This window comes from Catenibacterium faecis, assembly GCF_014306455.1.
Lineage (GTDB): Bacteria > Bacillota_I > Bacilli_A > Erysipelotrichales > Coprobacillaceae > Catenibacterium > Catenibacterium mitsuoka_A.
Genome location: NZ_JACRWG010000001.1, coordinates 68,075 through 87,924, shown reverse-complemented (window position 1 = coordinate 87,924; position 19,850 = coordinate 68,075). Strand labels below are relative to the sequence as shown.

The 19,850-nt window shown below is 27.6% G+C and carries 24 protein-coding genes; all 24 read left to right on the top strand.

All coding sequences use genetic code 11. From position 1 onward, the window contains the following. Nucleotides 1-172 precede the first annotated feature (172 nt). Nucleotides 173-1,549: a sensor histidine kinase gene (locus H8909_RS00550; RefSeq protein WP_117561242.1), complete on the top strand. Its 1,377-nt coding sequence runs from the start codon at nt 173-175 to the stop codon at nt 1,547-1,549. A gap of 4 nt (nt 1,550-1,553) precedes the next feature. Further along, entirely contained in the window at nt 1,554-2,300 is a 747-nt protein-coding gene (locus H8909_RS13700; protein ID WP_117517393.1) for a LytR/AlgR family response regulator transcription factor, read from the top strand. A 104-nt stretch (nt 2,301-2,404) separates the two neighbouring features. Then, entirely contained in the window at nt 2,405-3,256 is an 852-nt protein-coding gene (locus H8909_RS00540) for an ABC transporter ATP-binding protein (RefSeq protein ID WP_117517391.1), read from the top strand. After that, nucleotides 3,257-3,958, top strand: a complete 702-nt coding sequence (locus H8909_RS00535) for an ABC transporter permease (protein ID WP_117561240.1) — start codon at nt 3,257-3,259, stop codon at nt 3,956-3,958. A gap of 291 nt (nt 3,959-4,249) precedes the next feature. Next, nucleotides 4,250-4,927 carry a response regulator transcription factor gene (locus H8909_RS00530; RefSeq protein WP_187011488.1) on the top strand — a complete coding sequence of 226 codons (678 nt, stop codon included), beginning with the start codon at nt 4,250-4,252 and terminating at the stop codon, nt 4,925-4,927. Next, nucleotides 4,924-5,910, top strand: a complete 987-nt coding sequence (locus tag H8909_RS00525) for a sensor histidine kinase (protein ID WP_117517387.1) — start codon at nt 4,924-4,926, stop codon at nt 5,908-5,910. Before H8909_RS00530 ends, H8909_RS00525 begins: the two co-directional genes overlap by 4 nt. A 101-nt stretch (nt 5,911-6,011) precedes the next feature. Then, nucleotides 6,012-6,773: an ABC transporter ATP-binding protein gene (locus H8909_RS00520; RefSeq protein WP_117561238.1), complete on the top strand. Its 762-nt coding sequence runs from the start codon at nt 6,012-6,014 to the stop codon at nt 6,771-6,773. Further along, the gene (locus H8909_RS00515) at nt 6,770-8,659 is read left to right on the top strand and encodes an FtsX-like permease family protein (RefSeq protein WP_187011487.1); all 1,890 of its coding nucleotides are present in this window, start codon (nt 6,770-6,772) and stop codon (nt 8,657-8,659) included. The genes H8909_RS00520 and H8909_RS00515 overlap by 4 nt, the downstream gene beginning before the upstream one ends. A gap of 173 nt (nt 8,660-8,832) precedes the next feature. Then, a complete protein-coding gene (locus H8909_RS00510) occupies nt 8,833-9,501 on the top strand; it encodes a response regulator transcription factor (RefSeq protein ID WP_117517383.1) in 669 nt (222 codons plus the stop codon). Continuing rightward, the gene (locus tag H8909_RS00505; protein ID WP_117517381.1) at nt 9,488-10,900 is read left to right on the top strand and encodes a sensor histidine kinase; all 1,413 of its coding nucleotides are present in this window, start codon (nt 9,488-9,490) and stop codon (nt 10,898-10,900) included. Before H8909_RS00510 ends, H8909_RS00505 begins: the two co-directional genes overlap by 14 nt. Before the next feature lie 113 nt (nt 10,901-11,013). Then, on the top strand, nt 11,014-11,346 hold the full coding sequence (locus tag H8909_RS00500) for a helix-turn-helix domain-containing protein (protein WP_158584763.1): 333 nt from the start codon (nt 11,014-11,016) through the stop codon (nt 11,344-11,346). 17 nt (nt 11,347-11,363) lie between these two features. After that, entirely contained in the window at nt 11,364-11,564 is a 201-nt protein-coding gene (locus H8909_RS00495; RefSeq protein ID WP_117517377.1) for a hypothetical protein, read from the top strand. Nucleotides 11,565-11,769: 205 nt separating this feature from the next. Next, nucleotides 11,770-12,270 (top strand): hypothetical protein, encoded by a 501-nt coding sequence (locus H8909_RS00490; RefSeq protein WP_117517375.1) that lies wholly within the window; start codon nt 11,770-11,772, stop codon nt 12,268-12,270. 4 nt (nt 12,271-12,274) lie between these two features. Continuing rightward, nucleotides 12,275-13,459, top strand: coding sequence for an ABC transporter permease (locus tag H8909_RS00485; RefSeq protein ID WP_158553772.1), 1,185 nt, complete (start codon nt 12,275-12,277; stop codon nt 13,457-13,459). 2 nt (nt 13,460-13,461) lie between these two features. Further along, nucleotides 13,462-14,898 (top strand): ABC transporter permease, encoded by a 1,437-nt coding sequence (locus H8909_RS13690; RefSeq protein ID WP_117517371.1) that lies wholly within the window; start codon nt 13,462-13,464, stop codon nt 14,896-14,898. A gap of 17 nt (nt 14,899-14,915) precedes the next feature. Further along, on the top strand, nt 14,916-15,554 hold the full coding sequence (locus tag H8909_RS00475) for an ABC transporter ATP-binding protein (protein WP_117517369.1): 639 nt from the start codon (nt 14,916-14,918) through the stop codon (nt 15,552-15,554). Next, the gene (locus H8909_RS00470; RefSeq protein WP_117517367.1) at nt 15,551-16,429 is read left to right on the top strand and encodes a C39 family peptidase; all 879 of its coding nucleotides are present in this window, start codon (nt 15,551-15,553) and stop codon (nt 16,427-16,429) included. The genes H8909_RS00475 and H8909_RS00470 overlap by 4 nt, the downstream gene beginning before the upstream one ends. Nucleotides 16,430-16,645: 216 nt before the next feature. Continuing rightward, nucleotides 16,646-17,119, top strand: a complete 474-nt coding sequence (locus tag H8909_RS00465; protein WP_117517365.1) for an RNA polymerase sigma factor — start codon at nt 16,646-16,648, stop codon at nt 17,117-17,119. 52 nt (nt 17,120-17,171) lie between these two features. Continuing rightward, nucleotides 17,172-17,516, top strand: coding sequence for a recombinase family protein (locus H8909_RS00460; RefSeq protein ID WP_117517363.1), 345 nt, complete (start codon nt 17,172-17,174; stop codon nt 17,514-17,516). A gap of 73 nt (nt 17,517-17,589) precedes the next feature. After that, nucleotides 17,590-18,009, top strand: a complete 420-nt coding sequence (locus H8909_RS00455; protein WP_117517360.1) for an ECF-type sigma factor — start codon at nt 17,590-17,592, stop codon at nt 18,007-18,009. Nucleotides 18,010-18,406: 397 nt separating this feature from the next. Next, nucleotides 18,407-18,769: a type II toxin-antitoxin system PemK/MazF family toxin gene (locus H8909_RS00450; protein ID WP_117517358.1), complete on the top strand. Its 363-nt coding sequence runs from the start codon at nt 18,407-18,409 to the stop codon at nt 18,767-18,769. A gap of 239 nt (nt 18,770-19,008) precedes the next feature. Continuing rightward, nucleotides 19,009-19,398, top strand: coding sequence for an RNA polymerase sigma factor (locus H8909_RS00445; RefSeq protein ID WP_117517356.1), 390 nt, complete (start codon nt 19,009-19,011; stop codon nt 19,396-19,398). 14 nt (nt 19,399-19,412) lie between these two features. Continuing rightward, on the top strand, nt 19,413-19,589 hold the full coding sequence (locus tag H8909_RS00440; RefSeq protein ID WP_154410911.1) for a hypothetical protein: 177 nt from the start codon (nt 19,413-19,415) through the stop codon (nt 19,587-19,589). Nucleotides 19,590-19,608: 19 nt separating this feature from the next. Continuing rightward, complete coding sequence (locus H8909_RS00435; protein WP_154410912.1) at nt 19,609-19,779, top strand: hypothetical protein; 171 nt, start codon at nt 19,609-19,611, stop codon at nt 19,777-19,779. Nucleotides 19,780-19,850: the final 71 nt, after the last annotated feature.

Sequence of the window (19,850 nt, the reverse complement as noted above, 5' to 3'; positions counted from 1 at the left end):
ATAAAATTCTATGTTCAAGTAATGTTGCTTATAATATGAAATTGATATATCATTCCTATTATTAATGGATATATTTGAGTTTATCTTGTTAATTGCTTTTGTATAGGAATTTTAAATCATTTGTTTTGTATGAAATACTTGTTTTGCTAGATGGAAAAGAGGTGTATTTATTATGCAATATCTATTAACATCTGATTTTATATATGAGTTATTAGTGTTATTGGCTAATACAATCACTGTTGCAGGTATTATGTCGACTTATTTAAAAACGAGAAATATAAAGCCGAAACTTAAAATATATTTTATAGCACTTATTTTTGTGATGATAAGCTATACGTTTATTTTTGACATCTTATTAAAACCTTTGGTAGAAAATCTAAATCCAGATAGTTATACTGATATATTAATTTCTTGGTTATATGCAAATCTTTCAAACTATTCAATGATTGTTTTATCAATTCATCTATTTCTGGATAAAAATTTAAAATTGAATTTATTTATAACATCTATATTTTGGTCTATGTATGGATTATTATTTTTCTGTTTTAACAACTTTCTATATTTATTTACATCTCCTGAAATGTTGTTATATCCAATGCTTGGAATAATTATGGCTATTGTTATATTTATTATCCAATATTCTTCTGTAAAATTTTTGCGATTTAAAGAATTGTTTGAAGAATTTAACAATAGAAATTATCCATATTGGTTTGTAATTTCAGTTTCTATACTTGTCTTAATGATTGTTGTATGGGTTCCAGCAGTAATACCTAGATATGATTCAGAGTTTAGGATAGAAGAATTATTTACACTGGTTGTTATTCTTTCATTATTAGTACTACTTGTACGATATTCATATAATCTTATCCGTATTAAAACAGAATACGAGTATAATCAAATGATTTTAAATCAACAAAATTTATACATTAAAGATTTAGAAGATATCCAACAAAATATGCGTATATTTAAACATGATTATAAAAATATGATGTCTAGTATTTATCTGAATTCAAAAGAAGGGAATTTAAAAGAAATTGAAAATTTAATTTCAGATATGATTGATGAATTTGATGAAAATATTGATTCTAAGATGTCCTTGACAACTCAACTTTCAAATATACAAATTAATGAAGTTAAGAGCTTACTTTTTAAAAAGATTACTGAGATTCATAAGCGAAATATAGATTTTCATTTAGAAGTTGTAAAACCTGTTCAAAAGAATAACATTCAAACAGTTGATTTAGTAAGAATGTTAGGAATTTTGCTAGATAATGCAATTGAGGAAGTAGAAGAGAATCATGGAGACATAACACTACTTATGATTCAAGATGAAGACGCGCTTACAATTGTTGTAGATAATTATGTAAATCGAGATGTAAATATAAATGAAATTGACGGAAATGGGTTCAGCACAAAAGAAAATCATTTGGGTATAGGACTTCATAGTTTAGAAAATATAATAAACAAATATTCAAATATCTCTCATAATATATCTTGTAAAAATAATCGATTTGTTCAAGAAATAATTATTTTAATGGTTAGGAGGTAAAGAAGTGTTAAATGTATTTATATGTGATGATGAAAAAGAAATTTTAGATTTTATAAGTAAAGAAATAGAAAATCAAATCATAATCCAAAATTATGATATGAAAATTATATCAAGTACAATCAATCCAAAAAATCTTATAGATAACCTAAAAAAGAGTCAATCAAAAAGAAATTTATATTTTCTTGATGTAGAGTTTAAAAATAGTCAATATGATGGATTTGCTTTAGGAAAAGAGATTCGTAAAATAGATCCGAATGGAACAATTGTTTATATCACAAGTTATAAAGACCTAGCATACAAAACTTTTCAATATCATTTGGAAGCCTTCGATTACATTATTAAAGATACAGATAAAAAATTAAGAGAATCAATTTGTGATTGTTTAAAGTCTATAATTGAAAGCATGGTACAAGAAACAATAGATCCAAGTGAATTTTATACATTTAAAACAGGTGAAAGGTTATGTCATATACCACTTGATGAAATTGATTATTTTGAAACATCACCAAGATCTCATTATGTGGTTCTACATGCTAAGCATGATAGAAAAGAGTTTATAGGTAATCTATCGGATATTGAAAAACAATTGTTTCCTAGATTTTTAAAAATTCATCGTTCTTACTTAGTTGCATTAGATAAGATAGATCAACTTGATTTAAAGAATAACCAAGTTTTTATCGAAGGAAATGTTTGCTTAGTATCTAGAAAGATGAAATCAAAATTATTAGAAGAAATGAACAGGATACGCTAATGTATCTTGTTTTTTGCTGTTTAGGAAATAAAATGACCATTTAAGAAATTTTTGACATAGAAAAATATAGTTCTTTTATAATCATCATGAAAGGAATGGTGATTATGCAAAAAGTGTATATTCGATTAGAGCATATATCTAAGAGTTTTGGAAGTACGCAAGTACTGAAAGATATATGTGGAAAATTATATAAAGGAGAAATACTAGGTTTTTTAGGCCCAAGTGGTGCTGGTAAGACAACAACGATTAAAATTCTTACAGGACAACTAAAAGCCACAAGCGGGGATGCCTATGTATTAGATATTCATTCTAATAATATAGATGAAACAATTTATGAACAAATTGGAATTGTTACGGATAATAGTGGTGTCTATGAAAGAATGAGCGTATATGATAATTTAAGATATTTTTCAAGGATATTAAATGTACCAAAAGAAAGAATTGACTATTTATTAAATAGAGTTGGTTTATATGAACATAAAAACAAACTTGCAAGTCAGTTATCAAAGGGGCAAAAACAAAGATTAGTTTTAGCAAGGTCTATCTTACATAATCCAAAAGTTTTATTCTTAGATGAACCAACGAGTGGATTGGATCCTTCAACAGCTTTAGAAATTCATAAATTATTACTTGAACTTAAAGAAAGTGGAATGTCGATTTTTCTTACAACTCATAACATGGAAGAAGCTACTAAATTATGTGACCATGTAGCTTTGTTGAATGATGGAAAAATTGTAGAATATGGAACACCTAAAGACTTATGTATCAAATACAATACAGATAAGAAATATAAAGTTACTTTAGTAAATGATGAAGAATATGTATTAACAAGTTCTATAAATGATATTAAAACTTTAATAAACTTAATCAATGAAGGAAAGATTGAAACAATACACTCTTGTGAACCGACTTTAGAACATGTATTTATTAAAGTTACTGGAAGGGAGTTGAATTAGATGATTAGCTTTAGAAAAGTATTTGCGATTATGGATGCAAAAACTAAAACACTAATGAGTAAGAATTTCTTTCTAATGATGTTATTTTCTATTGGTTATGGAATATTAATGAATTCAGTTATAGGTGAAGTAACTACTTATGCTCTAGCATTAGCGGTCGTATGTAATGTTGGAATGGCTTTATATATTACCACACTTATACTAGCTGAAGAAAAAGAAAAGAACACACTACGAGTTCTTATGACTTCATCAGTAACTGGGATTGAATATTTTTTAGGAACAGTGATTCCAATATTGATTGAGTTAGAGATTGTTAATTTAATTCTAGTCATTGTTTTAGGGGTACAAATGAGTTTAACAGCATGGATTATTTATATATTAATGACGACTCTAGCTACACTTTCATGTGCTATGATAGGAATGATTTTTGGAATTTATGCAAAGAATCAAATGAATGCTAATTCAGTAGTCACTCCTGCTGTACTTATCTTAATGTTAATTCCAATGTTTGCTGATTTAATGCCTATTATGGCTATTCTTTCTAATTATCTATTTACAGGAGTAGTTATTGAAAGCATAAATAGTCTTACTTATAATTCCATTATAGTTACTCCTATGCAATGGACAGTACTTCTAATAGAATGTGTATTATCTATAATCGCTTTTCTTTTTCTTTATAAGAAAAATGGATTTGAAGCATAAATAAACTTAATCAATATATATAAGTATGATAAGAGGTGGATATAAATTGATTTCGATGTCAATGGTGGGAACTAATAAGGCAATTTTGGTATTTAAGTTGTAAATTATAATTTATACTGGACACAAAGCAGTCAAGGGATTGACTGCTTTATATGTATAGACTAAAGTTATAATAAAATTAAATGGATATTAAATCATAAATTTTATTTTATATTACATTTTTGCAAGGTATCTCATATTTATTGAACTCTCGTCCATAAAGTTTATAATAGATAGAAAAGGAGTGATATTATGTATGATATTACTATTCTTATTGTTGAGGATGATAAGATATTAGCAAATGAATTTAAAGAATATTTAAATAAATATGGATATCAAGTGAATCTTATTGAAAATTTCTCAAAAGTATTGAATGAATGTATGAATATTTGTCCTGATTTAATTTTAATGGATATAAACTTGCCATTTTATGATGGCTTTTACTGGTGCTCTAAAATTAGAGAATATTCCCAAGTGCCGATGATCTTTATCAGTAGTAGAAACTCCGATAATGATAAAATTATGGCCATTGCTCAAGGCGGAGATGATTATGTTGAAAAGCCATTTAATTTACCAGTTTTGAGGGCAAAAATAGAAGCTATTACAAGAAGAACATATCAATATAAAGTAAATCAAAAAATATATATTAAAGATAATATCTTTTATGACTATTCAAATAACTGCATTTATTTTAAAAATGAAAAAGTTGATTTAACAAAATCAGAAAATATTATCATTAAAGTATTGTTGGAAGAAAAGGATAAAGTGGTATCAAGAAATGCACTTATGGATGAATTGTGGAATACGGATGAATTTATTTCAGATAATACTCTTACAGTATTAATATCAAGGTTGAGATTGAAATTGAAAGATGTTATTGGAGACGAATTAATATGCACAAAAAAAGGACAAGGATACTACATTGAATGAAATATATAAGAAAAAATTTTAAATATTTATTCTGTTTAGTATTAATTTTTGTTTCCTTTAACCTTTATTTTATTTTTCTTCTTCCAGAAGTAGATAATCAGTATTTACTTTATTTAGATTTATTACTTAGTGTTTGTCTAGGGATTTTCTCGTTTGTAGATGGAATGAAATTCTATCGAAGAGAAAAGGAAATTGAAGAGTATTTAAAATTGGATGATTTTATTTATACAGAACTAGATGATTTAGAACATAAAGATATTATGGAGCATGATTTTCAAGTTTTTCAAGTAAAATTGAATGAACAAGTTGCGATTAATCAAGATTTACAAGATTTTTTTGCGAAATGGTGTCATGAAGTCAAAATACCACTTTCTGCAGCAATGTTAATGAATGAAAAAATAGAGAATTCACTATTAAAACTACAATTAAAAGAACAATTAGAAAAAATGAATCTATATCTAAATTTGGCTTTAGTAAGTTGTAAAGTACAAGGAGCATTTGATGATTTGCAGATACAAAAACTGAAATTAAAAGAATGGGTTAATGCTTCTATAAGAAATAATCGTTTTTTCTTAATGAACGAAAATGTGAATCTAAAGATTGATTTACATAATGAATACGTTTATTCGGATAAAACATGGCTTGTGTATATCATTGATCAACTTCTAGGAAATGCAATAAAATATGCTAGAGAAAATGCCAAAATTCATATTTATAGTGAACAGAACGAACGAAGCGTTCAGCTATATATTAAAGATGAGGGAGAAGGTATAAAAGATTATGATTTGCCAAGAATATTTGATCGAGGTTATGTGGGGAGCAATCATCATAATGGAAAATATAAATCAACAGGTATGGGATTATACATGGTCAATCTTATGATTAAAAAACTCGGACATCAAATAAGTGTTGATAGTCAATATCAACAATATACTTGTTTCTGTATTACTTTTCAAAACATAGAAAAGCACTTCAATCTCTAATGTTGCAGCAATGTAATACTAGAGATTGTTTTTGTAACATAAATGCAAGGATTTATTTTTGTGCATTCTCTATAATGAAAGATGTAAGGAGGAATTTATATATGAGCGAAAATACAGTTTTAGAAATTAAGAACCTTGTTAAAAATTATGGTACAAAAGGATTCAAAACAAGTGTTTTAAAAGGATTGGATTTAAAAGTAAATAAGAATGATTTTATTGCGATCATGGGACCAAGTGGTTCTGGAAAAACAACGTTATTAAATATTCTATCTACAATTGATAAACCTACACAGGGATCTGTCATTATTGATGGCAAGGATATTACAAAATTAAAAAACAAAGAATTATCAAATCTTCGTAAGGATAAGATTGGTTTTGTTTTTCAAGATTATAATTTGCTAGATACGATGACGTTACAAGATAACATTGCTTTACCACTTTCATTAAATGGTGTATCAAGTAAAGAATGCATTCAAAAGACAAATGAATTGGCAGAAATGTTTGGATTAAGAGAACATTTAAAAAAATATCCTTATCAATTATCCGGTGGACAAAAGCAAAGAGGTGCAACTTGTCGTGCCTTAATTACGGATCCAGAAATAATCTTTGCTGATGAACCAACGGGAGCTTTGGATTCTAAGTCAAGCCATGATTTACTTGAATGTTTAAAGTTAGTAAATGATAATGATCAAGCAACTATTTTAATGGTTACGCATGATGCTTTCAGTGCTTCCTATGCGAAAGAAGTTTATATTTTAAGCGATGGTGCAATTAAATGTAAACTTACAAAAGGGCAAAACCAAAAAGAGTTTTATGATCGCATCATTGAAATGCAGGCATCTATGGGAAGTGATTTCTCATGAGTATGTTAAAATTAGCTTTTCAAAACTTTAAATCTAGTTTTAAAAGTTATTTATCTTTGATTATTTCTCTTTCTTTTACTATTTTAATCTTATCTAATTTTATGAATCTTGTTTCTTCAGGTATTTTAAATCAATTAGGAGAATCACAAGCATCTAATATTGAAGTATTTATTCAAATTTTATCCTTTGTAGTTTCTTGTTTTATGGTGTTTTTTGTATGGTATTCTACGAATGTATTTTTAACAAAACGTAAAAAAGAAATTGGAACTTATGTATTCATGGGGTTATCGAATCAAAAGATTGGAAAACTTTACATGATTGAAACTTCATTGATTGGTTTGGTTTCTTTGGTAATTGGAATTGGATTTGGAGTTTTAACTTCACAATTATTTACAATGATTATCATGAGATTATCTGATATTGCCATTCAGATAGAGTTTAACTTTACATTAAGTTCTATTTTAATAACATGTTTGATATTCACTGTGATTTATCTGATTTTTGTGATTAAAGGATATGTTAATATTGTAAGAAGCAGTGTATTAGAAATGGTTTCGGCTAATAGACAAAATGAATATGTAAAACAAAATAATGTAGTTTTTATATTGAAATCTATATTAGGAATTGTACTATTAGGCGTTGGTTTTTATCTTGCGACAAAAGATGCAGGATTAGAAGTAGTAGGGAATATTCTAATTGCAACAGTTATGGTTATTGTTGGAATCTATATGCTGTTTGGTGGACTTGTTCCATTTGTTTTTCAAACACTAGCAAAGAATAAGAAATTTTTATACAAAAAAGAAAGAAACTTATGGATTAACAATATGATTTTTCGTATGAAGAAAAATTATAGAACGTATGCTATTGTATGTGTACTTATGCTTTGTTCAGTAACAGCATTAGGATTTGGATTTGCAATGAAAAATAGAAATGATAATATCAGTCATTTTGAAAATACTTATACTTATCAGGTTCTGGGTAGTCAAAAAGGAATTCGGGATGAATTTACTTCTTTGATTAAAAAAGAAAATGAAATTAAATATTCATCAGAAGTTGAAGTTGCTGTTCTTCCAAATGAAGTAACCGATAATGAGTATGAAAATACACCTTATGCTATATTATCTTATTCACAAATAAAACAAATCGCAAAAGATACAGGTCTAGAGTTTGAATTGTCTGAACCAAAAGATGACGAGTATATCAAATTAGGACATTTATATCTTATGTCGTTAACGAATGATAGTATAGTTAATACGAGTGAGATAAACAATAAAGTATACACAGAAATAGAAGAATCAAGTGTTCCGTACCTTGGCTATCTTCAAGAGGACATGGAATATATGATTGTAAATGATACAGTCTTTGATGAATTGCACGAATTAGGACAATCTATGTATCTATACAACTATAAATTAGCACAACCAAAACATTTTGAATTATCTGTTGATGATATTCAAACAAGTCCACATTATTTAGGTTTAGTGAAAATAGATCCAGAAAGAAATGAGAATGCATGGATAAATATCATGTTTAGTGTATCATTCTTTGTGTTCATGGTCTTTGTATTAGCAAGCGGTAGTATCTTATTTATGAAGATTTATAATGATGCATTTGAGGAAAAAGAACGCTATCAAGTATTATCAAAGATAGGAATTGATAGAAAAGTATTAAATAAAGCAATTGCTAATGAATTAAAGGTTGCATATCTTCTTCCTCTGATAGTTATGACAATATCATCTTATTTTTCTATTCAAGCAATTGCTAATTTGATGCAAAGTAAATCATTGTTGCAAGTCAATATAGTTAGTATTCTTATTATTTATGGATTCTTTATCATTTGTTATTTCTTATCGAAAGCTATGTATAGAAAAAATTTAAATATTTAACAAATAAGGTTATGAATAGAAAACACTAATCCAAAATTAAATAAGTATGTTATAAAATTTATCGAGTAATGGGAGTTCTTAATAGAATTCCTGTTTTCTTTTTGTGTTGACTAAAATATTATATCATTTTCAATTTCTGTGATATATAATATAAATTAAAAGGAGGGACCTTAATGAAAAAAATTCTGATTGTTGAAGATGAAGAGGATATTCAAGAATTATTAAAATTTTTTCTAGAAGATAATGATTATCAAACCATGATTGCAAGTGATGGTATAGAAGCTATTGATACGTTTCATCGTTTTCAACCGGATATGATTTTGTTAGATATTATGATTCCCAAGATTGATGGATATGCAGTATGTGAGTTAATTCGTAAGGAATCAAAAATTCCTATCATTATGATTACTGCACTATCTGATGAGACTAATCAATTAAAAGGATTTGATCTTTTGATTGATGATTATGTTACTAAGCCTTTTTCTATGCCTATCTTACTTAGAAAGATACAAGCAATATTTAGAAGAATAGATAATGATTTGAATACAAAACAAGAGCTGATTCAATACAAGGATATTGTTTTAAATATGAATGAATACACTGTATCAATTAACAAAGAATTCATCGATTTTACTCGTAAAGAGTTTGAAATCTTGAAGGAATTATTAGCACATCCGGGATATGTTCAAACAAGAGAGATGCTTTTAGATAAAGTTTGGCAGTATGAATATTATGATAGCGATCGTGTGGTAGACAATCATATAAAAAATATTAGAAAAAAATTGGGTAAGGATTATATAAAAACAGTAAAAGGAATTGGGTATAAAGTTGAAAAAGATTAGACAGCATTTAAATGCAAAAGTATTTATTATTACCACAACTTTACTAATGTCTATTAGTTTAATAACATATTTATTCATATTCTTTACAGCTCCTAAAAGTTATTTAACTGAAATAAATACAAGTGTTGATCGTGCAGCACAAAACTTGGTTTCATATTTATCTAATGCTGACAAAGATGAATGCATTACATTGTTAGAAAACTTTGCAGAAGAGCATAATATTTCGTATGAAGTTTACGATAAAAAAGGAAATCTATTAAATTTCTCAGCCACTTCTATTCAACCAGCACCAAATCAAGAGGCTCAAGAGCTAGCAAAAAAAACACATACAATTAAACAATATAAATTTCGTTTGGAAGATTCTCAAGAGGAGTTCACATTAAAAGTTTTAGGTACACAAGAAAGAGTGAATTTATTTGCAAATACATTAAAGAAAAATCTTCCTTTTATAACATTACTTGTTTTCTTAATATCTATTTTGATTTCTTATTTCTATTCCAAATTTATTACCACTCCTATATTGCGAATTAGTGATTTGTCAAAAAAACTAGCTTCATTAGATTTTTCGGTTAATTTTTCTAATAATAGAAATGATGAAATTGGTGTGTTGAGTGATAATCTAGATGATTTATCTAATCAATTATCATCTGCGCTTGAGGATTTAAAAATAGCAAATAAAAAACTAAAAGAAGATGTGGAAAAGGAAAAACAATTAGAACAGCAACAACTTTCTTTTTTCTCAGCAGTATCTCATGAATTAAAAACCCCGATTACAATTTTAAAAGGGCAACTTCAAGGTATGATTTACAATGTAGGAGGTTATAAAGATAGGGATAAATATCTTCAAAAAAGTTATCAAGTAACTGAACGTATGGAAAATCTTGTTCAAGAAATACTTTCAATTTCAAAGATGAAAAACTCTACTTTTGATTTAAGTTTGAATAAAACCGATATGGCACAATTACTGTATAGTTGCATCAATGAAAATAACGAGCTAGCAATTCAGCACAATATTGAAATTATTGAACAAATAGATAATTCTATTTTTGTGAATGTGGACAGTTCACTTATGAAAAAAGCATTGAATAATATTATTCATAACGCTATTGTCTATTCACCAGATGAAAATGTGGTTCAAATTAAATTACATAAAATTCAAGATAAAATTATATTAGATATAGAAAATACAGGCGCTCATATTGATGAGCACGAGATTTCAGAGTTGTTTCTTCCTTTTACTAGACACGAAAAGTCAAGAAACAGAAATACAGGTGGGAGTGGTTTAGGACTATATTTAGTGAAAATGATTTTGGATTTGCATAAGATGCCATTTACAATGAAAAATACTAAACGGGGAATTTTATTTTCTATTTGCATGGAAAGAGATTGCATGAAATAGGATTAGTTATTAAAATTTTCAATTGTTAAATAACTTTGACAATGTTCAAAAGATTTTTGGTAGATAAATTAACTCTCAATTTATATAATTTATTTGATGAAAGAAGTGAAATGATGGATTTAGGAAATAACATACAGATATTCAGAAAGAAGTTAAGACTTTCTCAAGAAAAACTTGGTGAAGCAGTTGGAGTTACAAGGCAAACTGTATCTAATTGGGAATGTAATTCAACTGTGCCTGATGCATATCAACTGATTGCATTGGCAAAGGCTTTACAGGTAAGTTTAGATACTCTTGTCGGAAACTCTGTCGATTCTTTACTTATAGAAAAAGTGAATAATGTAGAAACAGAGGTTGTAAAAGCAAATAACCTGTTAAAAATTTCAATCTATATTTTAGTATTTGTTATTTTACTTTTACTATTTGTCTTCATTTCGTCAAATTAGTTATATTGGAGGTAATTATGAATAAAGCGAAACTGTTAGATGATTTTAAAGTTCTTTTTGTACTTATCATTTCCATTTTAGTAGGAAATGTGTTTATGCATTTTTTTGGAAAAATGCCTTTGAATATTTGGGTGGCTAGAGGAATTGGATGTTTGGTATGCGGAGTAGTTTATATTCTAATAGATAAATATGTACTAAAAAAGCCGACAGATAATTAAAGTATAGCAATATAAAAGTAAAGACTATCAATTATATTTTTAAATTTCGGTTAATAAATTAAAAAATATGTATTTCAATAACTCATTATTTTGATGAGTTTTTTTGTGCATCTATTTCTACACATAAAAAACACATAAAGCATACATTGATTATATTTTGGTTTGTTAAACTCAATATGTATTCAAAAACTAGGAGGAATTTCAAATGAAAAAGAATAGATTGTTTTTAACAAGTTTAGTAATTGGAACTGTAATGTTAGGAGGTTGCTCTAAAGATGTAGAACCAGATAATCAATCATCTCAAAATAATACTGGTTATCATAATGAGAATAGTTCTAGTAATCAAAATAATGGAACAAGAGATGTTTTGAATGATGCAGATTATACTGGATATGTTACAAAGTTTTCAAACGAAGGGTTTTCTTTGAATCTTGTTCGAACAGAAAAAACAGAGGATGGTGGAGACTTAGCTATTGTAGGTAGTGGTAATGGGGAAAACAGTGGTACGGGTAATTTAGATGTTCAATATGCTTCTGATGTTATTGTTAAAACGATAGTAATAAATATGAGTTCTTCAACCTATACAGTATCGGATGATGGAAACAAAGAGGATATTTTAAAAGATACTCAAGTTGCAATTCATGGAACATTAAACGGAAAGATATTTGTCGCCAATGAAGTTTATCTTATAAGATATGTGGGGTAGTGACATGAACATATTATCGCGAACTATTAAATATATTACTCGAAAAAAAAGTAAAAGCGTTTTGCTTTTGTTAGTATTTCTTGTTGTTAATGTTATGCTGCTTTCAACAAATGCAATGATTCATTCTTTAGAAAATACAAAAGATCAAATTAAACAAAATACGAAATCTAAGTTAATAGTGAATATTCTTGATGATAACAATCCAATAAAAAATACTGTTATTCAAGAATTAGAAGAGTTAAATAATATAAATTTTATCAATAAACGAAGTAGTATCATTATGTCTATGGATACTTTGAAAGCAGTAAATGATACATCTGATAAAAATTTACTTAATATTATTGCATATGATGATTTATCCAAAGATAGTTTGTTTGAAGAAGGAAAATATAAATTATCAGAGGGTAAAATACAAAATTTACATGGGGATGAAGTTATTGTTAATCATACTTTTGCTGAGGTTAATGGCTTAGCTATAGGAGACATATTAACAATTAAAGAAGATATAGTAGTTAAAATTGTTGGTATTTTTATGTCGAATGATGAAGAAAATCAACCAAAAATGATTGCTTCAAAAGATAGAATAGAAAATCAAATTTATATTTCACAAGAATTAATGAATAAAATTAATGATAATCCAGTTTATACAGAAGTATATGCATATGTGGACAATCCAGATCTTATTCAAACAATGCAAACGAAAGTAAGTGATATTTGCAAAGAGTATGTGGTAACAAACACAGATACTTTATACCAGCAAATTAAAATTCCAATTGATCAAGTGCAAAGGATTGCTAGTCTTATTCAAATAATTACGATCATTACTTCTTGTGTGATTACTACATTAATATTGAGTATGTGGATACGTGCAAGATATAAAGAAATGGCTGTTATGATAAGTTTAGGAATTTCTAAATTTCACATATATCTTCAAACATTTTTAGAGTCATTTATATTATTTATCATAGGAAGTATAGTGGCAAGTGGATTAACATTTATTTTTCTAGATACACTTACAACATTCATGCCTATGGTAGAAAATGTTTCTATTCATTTGAAATTAACATTAAATGATATTTTTATGCAGATAGGAATAGGAACAATAACAATTACAATTGCTTTGCTAGTTGCACAAATACCGGTATTAAAAACTAATCCAAAAGAAATATTATCTAAAATGGAGGGATAGATGTGAGCGATTTTAATAGAGCAATACGTTCAATGTTTAGAAAACCAATGAAAAGTATTTTGTTACTTTGTGTTGTTACGTTTATTGGTGTATTTATGGTTGTTGGTTTTGCAACTAAAAATACCAATGTCAATTTACAAGATAACGCTCGACAAGCTATAGGTGCTAGTTATCAATTAGAATTAAATATGAATAATCGACGAGAAAGGCTTTTAGAACTGTCTGAAAAACTTGGAGAAAAAGAAGGAGAAATAGATGGATATTGGCAAAAACAAACCGAATCAGGACAATGGCTAACTGGGACTGATAATGAATTTGAAACAGTTTTTTATGAAGATGTAATGAAAATCAGTGAAGTTGATGGAATTTCGAAATTTAATATAACAACCTTAGATACTGCAGTAAATCCATATAATTTTAAAAGAATCGAAGATAAAAATGCAGATCAAAGTTATGATTTAAAAGGTGTTCATTTAATTGGCAATTATAGTTCTAATATGGATAAAAACTTTGTTAATGGAAATGTAGAATTAATTGAAGGTAGACATATTACAAATGAAGATAAAGATGTATGCATTATCTCTGAAGAACTTGCTAAATTAAATCAACTTAATGTTGGAGACAGTATTCAATTTAATGACTCACACGATCTAAACAAATCTGAGGTTTATACTGCTAATATTATTGGTATTTATAAAACAAGTAAACCAATTCCCGCAACAATTACAGGGGATACTTATCGAAGTGAAAATACGATTTTTACAGATTTAAGATTTCCAGAAAAGCCAAGTGGTCATAAAGATGATCCCTTATTTATGACGGCAACTTTTAAGGTAGATGATGTTAATCAATATGAAGAAGTGAAAGAAAGAATTTTAGATACAGATATTAATTGGGAAAGATATGATTTGCTTGATGATAAAGGAAATTTAGATACAATGTCATCAAACTTTAATACATTGGAAGAGACAAGTAATATGATGATTATTGTTATAACGATAGCAAGTTTTATAATATTAACTTTAATTTTTATATTTTGGATTAAGACTCGTTCAAAAGAAGTGGCAATTTATATGTCATTGGGTTTAACAAAATTTAATATTATTAAACAAATCTTGATAGAAGCACTACTTGTAGGCATAGTGGCACTTTCAATATCAGCAATTGCTTCTATTCCTGTATCAAAAATAGCAGTTAATTATATTGTTGATAATCAGGTGCAACAAATGGAAGAACAACAAATTATGCAGCAAGGACAAGTCAGTGGATATGATGAAAATGCAGGTCAAAGTGTAAAAGGTACTGAAGTAAAGATTACACCTTCTATATATGGAACATCTTTTGCAACAATTTTAATCTTAGAAGTTTTAACTGTAAATGTTGCAGGTATATTGATCATGAAAAAGAAACCAAAAGAAATATTAAGTGAAATGAGTTAGTTAAGGAGAAAATAAATATGTTAGAAATTATAAATGTGAGTTATTATTATAAGACAAATAAAAGTAAGAAGATATTGGATGAAGTCTCTATGCAGTTTGAAGAAGGAGTTTTTTATGCGATTGTTGGACCAAGTGGTTCTGGTAAGACTACGTTTCTATCTTTATTAGCAGGTTTGGACACTCCGATTGATGGAATGATTTTATATGATGGTATGCCAGTAACTAAAAATAAACTGACAGAACATAGAAAACATAATATTTCGTTGGTATTCCAGAATTACAATCTTATTGATTATTTAACGCCTGAAGAAAATGTGCGATTAGGTGGAAATAGAAATGCTGTTCTACTTTTACAGGAGGTAGGAATCGATAAACATGATATGAAACGTAATGTTATGCAACTATCCGGAGGACAACAACAACGTGTGGCAATTGCACGCGCATTAGCGAGTGATGCAAAGGTATTGCTTGCGGATGAGCCGACTGGAAATCTTGATGAAAACACTGCTGAAGAAATAATTGGACTCTTAAAGAAAAGTGCTCACGAATTAAAGAAGTGTGTTATTGTAGTTACTCATAGTAATTTGTTAGCTGATGAAGCAGATAAGGTAATTGAGATTAAAAATGGTAAACTTATGGATGTGAGTCATCAATGATAAAAAGAAAGAAAAAAATAATCTTACATAGATTATTTGCATTAATCATTTTATTGGTTTTAATCTGTGGTTCAACACTAATAATTTCTCGTATTATATCTCCTGATAAAAATGTAGATGATTCAAATATAGATTCACCAATTTTGGATACAACTATTGATTCTAATGAAAAAGACTTTTCAAATTTGCCTGATACTGAAATATTTAGAAAGCTTAAATCCATGATTTCTCAAGATCATAGAATAGAAAATATATTACTAAATTATGGAGAATATCCAGAAGAATTATTAGAAATGTTATCGAAAAACATTGAAATGTTGGAATTTGTAATTGATTATCCAGAGAAAAAGGGAAAACTGTACTCTGATAATATAGGAGAAGTTACAAAAGGAGATATTCCTTTGTTATTGCAATGGGATCAACGATGGGGATATGTAGACTACGGAAATAGTTCAATTGCAGTGAGCGGATGTGGACCTACTGCTTTATCTATGGTTATTGCTGGACTCACGGGAGATAATACAATTACACCTTATACCGTTGCTAAGTTTGCTGATAATAATGGCTATTATGTTGAAGGAAGTGGTAGTAGTTGGTCATTAATGACAGAAGGTGCTGCTTATTTTGGAGTGACTGGAGAAGAAATTTCTCTTTCTAAGGATACGATTTATTCTATCTTAAGATCAGGAAGTCCAATAATTTGTAGTATGCGACCAGGAGATTTTACAACAACAGGACATTTCATTGTTTTAACAGGTATTAAAGATGGGAAAATACAAATCAACGATCCAAATAGTAAACAACGAAGTTATAAATTATGGACGTATGAACAGATTGCTCATCAAATCAATAATTTATGGAGTTTTACATTATAGAAGAGAATGGTTAAATGCCATTCTTTTTTAGTAATAGCAATTTTAATAACATAAAATAGAATCATAATTATAGAATATATATGCAAATATTTATTATGGTTCTTAATTATAATAGTGTTAATTTCATAACTGTGGGGAGAGATGAGTTATGATTCATAATCGTGGACCTCCTATTTCTTATTTTTATTTTTTATAAAATATGAGGAGGAAATAGCAATGAAAGATTATAAATATGATTACAATAAAAATAGTTTTAAGGTAAATGATAATGAAGAACATAGAAAGTATTACATAAAAGTGAATAGTGAGTATGTTGAAGTAAGTGAGGAGGTGTTCAAAACTATTAGAAGTAGTTATGATCAAATGAGATATATACATCATATGGAAGTGGCTAAATCAGTCTTGTATTTTGAAGATATTGATTTAGCTACTTTTTTTGTGTCTAAGAATGAAACAGAATTGATAGATAAAATTGTTGTACATGATTTATATATGAAAGTTTTAAATGAAATATCTTTATTAAATGAACCGAATAGAACAATAGCGAATCTTATCTTTATTGAAAATAAGTCAATAAGAGATGTTGCAAAAATACTAGGAGTAAAAAATTCAACCATTATTTATCATAAAAAGCAATTGCAGAAAATAATTCAAAAAAAGTTAAAAAAATTTCTACCACTTGACGAATAACTTTCACATATATGGGTGAAAGGCTTTTGTGTTAAAGAGGGAGGTAATTATCATGCAAAAACAAATAAAAGCTTGGATTTATTGTCGCGTTAGAGAAGGTGGTTCAAGGATTTTATTGGATTATCAAGCTGCTGCACTAGAAGATTATGCTTTAAAAAACAATATGAATATTGTTGGTGTAATTAAAGAAATATCAGAAGGTAAATGGCTTGACTCATTTAAAATGAATTTTTTGATTAACGCAATACGTAAAAAAGAAATCAATATTGTTTTAGTGTATTGTCCTTCAAGAATTTCAATTTATAGAGATATAGTAGATGAATTTGAAATGTTTTGTCATGTTCATCATGTACAGTTGATTTCAATAAAAGAGTATATGATTTCTCAATTAACTTGATTATGATGGATATTGTTCATTGTCGTGATCCGCCATATCTGCCCATTTTATTAGTTTAAAGTGGAGGTATCATATGAGTTACGACTATAAGAAAGAGTACAATCTTTGGAAACAATGGAAAGATAATGAAGAAAAAATATTAAGAAAGCATAATGTTGATGAAAAAATAATTTCAGATTTACGCAAATTTGATATGGCACAATTTAATGCTGAGAGATCATTTAAAAGACATCAAAATGTTACAAAAGATATTTTCTTCATTACTCAGCCGGTATATGACAAAATAGAAATTAAAAATATAGAGAATATATTAGATCAAATTGAAAATGAGTCTTTATATGAATATTTGAAAAGAGTAGATCCAATGATTCTAAAAATAATAGAACTCAAAATTATTGGATACAATATCAATGAAATTTCTCAAATGTTGGATATTTCTGTGAGAAGCATTTACCGAAAAATAAAAAAAGTGAAAAATTCTCTAAAGAAGTGACAAAAAATTACGTTTTCGTGGCATATATAGTGAGCCCACTTAAAAAGTAGGTTTCACTGATCCTTGAAAACAAAATAACAGCTATTAGATACATTCCTAATAAATGAGCCGTTTAGACAATCCGCCATGACCAGTGATATGCGAGCGATTAATATTGTGCTAAAAAAATTATTTGGCAAATAATTTGCAATGATATTTATTAGGTATAATGATACTCCTGTAATGCAGTTGTGTGAGTTACCACACGAAGGTGAAATTCCTGTGAAAGCAATGCTAATGCTTGTCTAATAGTATCCTTAATGTTTTCAGGTACTCAGGGAAAAATGGAAAACAACGATTCATATGATAAATTAACCAGATTCATTTTGAGTCTGGTTTTACATAGGAGGTAACCTATATGAAAATCAAAAGGGGACAAATTTATTTAGTAGATTTAAGTGAGGGGTATGGTTCAGAGCAAGGTGGCGTAAGACCAGTATTGGTTGTTCAAAACAATAAAGGTAATAAATATAGTCCAACGATTATTGTAGCTTGTCTTACAAGTAAGGTTTATGAGAAGCATCATCTACCTACCCATTATAGTATTCCGACTACAGTAGGATTGAAATATCCTTCGATTGTAATGATGGAACAAATAAAAGTCATTGATAAAAGTAGGATCATTAAATATATAGGTAGTGTTTCGCCAAGATTTATGAAACTGCTAGATAGACGTATTCTAATAAGTTTAGGATTGAATAAACAAAGGAAACAAAATTGATGTCAAATGTATAAACTTCAATAAAAGTATGAATTTGTACATTTGTTAATCTTTAAAATAAAGAATAAGATGTAGGTGAGGTGAAAGATATGAAAATAATTAAAAAGAAAAACATTGATTTTGAAGAACATCAAAACGAGTTATGGGGAAATTATTTACTATATTTTTTAGGAAGATTTTTACTTTAATAAAGTTATACTGTTATTTCCAATATTTCTATTTAGTATGTATCCAAGATTATGAAAAAAATTAACTTAAAGTATTTATATCCAGATATATATCATAAGGATAAATTAGTAGTTGTTACTGATGATGTATATGCATTATTGCGGAAGAACAAGAAACAAGAATATAATGAATATTTTTGTTTTGAAGAGGAATTAGTTGATATTAAATCAGAACTAGATAAGTTATATTATGATGAATTGAGAGAATTATTATATTCTTCATTAAATCAACTTACTTTAAAACAAGCTAATAGGATTTATGAAGTTTATTTTTTCAATTATACAAAAACAGAAATAGCTAATATAGAAGGCTGCAGTGAATCCGCAATACGAAAATCAATTAATAGAGGATTGGTTCAACTTAGAAGAAAATTACGCAAATATGATTTATATAATCATTGAAAGGAGCAAAAAATATGGAAGAAATTGAAAACAAAAATATATTAACTATAAAAGAATTTAGTTTAAGAACAGGATTAAGCGTTAAAGCTATACGTAAGTTAATAATTGATCATAAACTTGTCTTTATTAAGACAACTCAAAAATTTTACATTGATTACGCAAAATCGATGGAAATTCTTTGGAATAGATGAAAGAAAGTAGGTGTTTTAGATGACTAAAGAAATTGTATCAATTAGAGAATTTGCAGAGATGACAAATATTAAAGAATATGTTGTTAGAAGATTGGTAAAGGAAAATAAACTTGTATTCTTTATGAGTGGATCAAGAGCATATATAAATTATCCATTATCAGTAAAAAAACTATGGTCTAATGAACAATAGAACTATTAACATATAGTGAGATAATTGACGGTTACGGTTTAAGGTGAATTCTAAATAGTATATATTGAGAT

Excerpts from the sequence above, each read along its gene's own strand:
- H8909_RS00515 (WP_187011487.1), top strand. The coding sequence starts at position 6,770 with ATGAGTATGTTAAAATTAGCTTTTCAAAACTTTAAATCTAGTTTTAAA.
- H8909_RS00495 (WP_117517377.1), top strand. The coding sequence starts at position 11,364 with ATGAATAAAGCGAAACTGTTAGATGATTTTAAAGTTCTTTTTGTACTT.
- H8909_RS00455 (WP_117517360.1), top strand. The coding sequence starts at position 17,590 with ATGAGTTACGACTATAAGAAAGAGTACAATCTTTGGAAACAATGGAAA.
- H8909_RS00450 (WP_117517358.1), top strand. The coding sequence starts at position 18,407 with ATGAAAATCAAAAGGGGACAAATTTATTTAGTAGATTTAAGTGAGGGG.
- H8909_RS00525 (WP_117517387.1), top strand. The coding sequence starts at position 4,924 with ATGAAATATATAAGAAAAAATTTTAAATATTTATTCTGTTTAGTATTA.
- H8909_RS00465 (WP_117517365.1), top strand. The coding sequence starts at position 16,646 with ATGAAAGATTATAAATATGATTACAATAAAAATAGTTTTAAGGTAAAT.
- H8909_RS00435 (WP_154410912.1), top strand. The coding sequence starts at position 19,609 with ATGACTAAAGAAATTGTATCAATTAGAGAATTTGCAGAGATGACAAAT.
- H8909_RS00485 (WP_158553772.1), top strand. The coding sequence starts at position 12,275 with ATGAACATATTATCGCGAACTATTAAATATATTACTCGAAAAAAAAGT.
- H8909_RS00510 (WP_117517383.1), top strand. The coding sequence starts at position 8,833 with ATGAAAAAAATTCTGATTGTTGAAGATGAAGAGGATATTCAAGAATTA.
- H8909_RS00440 (WP_154410911.1), top strand. The coding sequence starts at position 19,413 with ATGGAAGAAATTGAAAACAAAAATATATTAACTATAAAAGAATTTAGT.
- H8909_RS00470 (WP_117517367.1), top strand. The coding sequence starts at position 15,551 with ATGATAAAAAGAAAGAAAAAAATAATCTTACATAGATTATTTGCATTA.
- H8909_RS00460 (WP_117517363.1), top strand. The coding sequence starts at position 17,172 with ATGCAAAAACAAATAAAAGCTTGGATTTATTGTCGCGTTAGAGAAGGT.
- H8909_RS00540 (WP_117517391.1), top strand. The coding sequence starts at position 2,405 with ATGCAAAAAGTGTATATTCGATTAGAGCATATATCTAAGAGTTTTGGA.
- H8909_RS00550 (WP_117561242.1), top strand. The coding sequence starts at position 173 with ATGCAATATCTATTAACATCTGATTTTATATATGAGTTATTAGTGTTA.
- H8909_RS00490 (WP_117517375.1), top strand. The coding sequence starts at position 11,770 with ATGAAAAAGAATAGATTGTTTTTAACAAGTTTAGTAATTGGAACTGTA.
- H8909_RS00500 (WP_158584763.1), top strand. The coding sequence starts at position 11,014 with ATGGATTTAGGAAATAACATACAGATATTCAGAAAGAAGTTAAGACTT.
- H8909_RS00530 (WP_187011488.1), top strand. The coding sequence starts at position 4,250 with ATGTATGATATTACTATTCTTATTGTTGAGGATGATAAGATATTAGCA.
- H8909_RS00445 (WP_117517356.1), top strand. The coding sequence starts at position 19,009 with ATGAAAAAAATTAACTTAAAGTATTTATATCCAGATATATATCATAAG.
- H8909_RS00520 (WP_117561238.1), top strand. The coding sequence starts at position 6,012 with ATGAGCGAAAATACAGTTTTAGAAATTAAGAACCTTGTTAAAAATTAT.
- H8909_RS00475 (WP_117517369.1), top strand. The coding sequence starts at position 14,916 with ATGTTAGAAATTATAAATGTGAGTTATTATTATAAGACAAATAAAAGT.
- H8909_RS00535 (WP_117561240.1), top strand. The coding sequence starts at position 3,257 with ATGATTAGCTTTAGAAAAGTATTTGCGATTATGGATGCAAAAACTAAA.